This window comes from Mycobacterium kyorinense (assembly GCF_001672775.1).
GTDB classification, from domain to species: Bacteria; Actinomycetota; Actinomycetes; order Mycobacteriales; family Mycobacteriaceae; genus Mycobacterium; species Mycobacterium kyorinense_A.
In genome coordinates this window covers 1-1,325 of record NZ_LZKJ01000099.1, presented here as the reverse complement: position 1 = coordinate 1,325, position 1,325 = coordinate 1, and the positions used below count along the sequence as shown (strand labels likewise).

Below are 1,325 nucleotides of genomic sequence, written 5' to 3'. Positions count from 1 at the left end.
GCTGCCTGGCCGGCCTGCCCCATCGGGTTGGTGGTGGTCGGCGGCTGGTCGAACGTCGTCAACGCCGACGCGGCCGCTGAGGCGCCGGCGTAGCCATACATCGCCACCGCATCCTGGGCCCACATCTCCGAGTAGTGCGCCTCGGTCGCGGCGATAGCCGGAAAGTTCTGCCCGAAGAAGTTCGTCGCGATCAGCATCATCAGCTGCGCCCGGTTAGCCGCGATCACCGGCGGCGGCACCGTCATCGCAAAGGCGGCCTCATAGGCAATCGCGGCGGCCTTGGCCTGGACCGCCGCCTGCTCGGCCCGTGCCGCGGTGGTGGACAACCACGTCACATAGGGCGCGGCGGCCGCGGCCATCGAAATCGACGCCGGGCCGCGCCACTCACTGGTCAGCTGCGTGATCACCCTGTCGTAATCGATTGCGGCGGACTCCAACTCGGCGGCCAGCCACCGCCAGGACGACGCCGCGGACATCATCGCCGCCGACCCCGGTCCGGCATACATGCGAGCGGAGTTGACCTCTGGCGGTAACGCCCCGAAATCCAGCACTACGTCTCCTCTAGCTGGTCGCGGCGGCGTTGGCGGCTTCCGTGGCCGCGTACGAACCGGCGCTGGTGCCCAGCATGTTCACGAACATGTCGTGAATTGCCGCGGCTTGGACGCTGGCCGCCTGATACATCCGGGCATGCGTGGCGAACTGTGCCGCCGTCAGCGCCGAAATCTCATCGGCTGCCGGCGGCACTATTCCCGTCGTCGGGCCCGCCGCAGCCGCATTCTGCGCCGCCACTGACGCGCCGATAGCCACCAAATTGCGAGCCGCAGCGGATAGCACCTCCGGCTGGGTTTCTACGAACGCCACGCTGATTTCTCCTCAGTGCTCGGTCTCAACGGCCTTCACGAGCCGCTCGCTAGCGACGTTAGATGGCCGGGAGCCGACTGTGCACTACCAACGACGAGTGTTCACCTAAAGATAGAAAGAGTTCATTACTGCGTACCGCTGACGCCTCTGAACGCCTTATATCTTCATTAGTGAACTTATGTCTCAGATAGTGGATCGCAGCCGTCGCCGATGGCGAGGAAGGGCATCGCATTCGTGACTACGAGGTCGAGTAGATCGGCAGGCTGTAGCGACCGACGAGGCCAGGACGTCAAGTAGTGGATTACGGAGCATTACCGCCGGAAGTCAACTCTGGCCGGATGTACGCCGGCGCGGGCGCGGGACCGATGTTGGCGGCCGCCGCTGCCTGGGACGTGTTGGCCACCGACCTGTACACGACCGCGTCCTGCTACGGCTCGGCGATCTCCGAAATCAGTGGCCTGTGG

At 65.2% G+C, this 1,325-nt stretch carries 3 protein-coding genes; 1 reads left to right on the top strand and 2 read right to left on the bottom strand.

Features of this window, described 5'->3' with window-relative positions; genetic code table 11:
• Both A5707_RS10865 and A5707_RS10860 read right to left on the bottom strand, forming a co-directional pair.
• A partial coding sequence (locus tag A5707_RS10865; RefSeq protein WP_156657779.1) for a PPE family protein occupies window positions 1-548 on the bottom strand: 548 nt, incomplete at its 3' end.
• 13 nt (window positions 549-561) lie between these two features.
• Complete coding sequence (locus A5707_RS10860) at window positions 562-861, bottom strand: PE family protein (RefSeq protein ID WP_065012573.1); 300 nt, start codon at window positions 859-861, stop codon at window positions 562-564.
• A gap of 296 nt (window positions 862-1,157) precedes the next feature.
• On the opposite strand from A5707_RS10860, the gene A5707_RS23230 reads away from it, so the two are divergent.
• Window positions 1,158-1,325, top strand: a 168-nt coding sequence (locus A5707_RS23230; protein ID WP_156657441.1) for a PPE domain-containing protein, incomplete at its 3' end; no start/stop codon positions are given.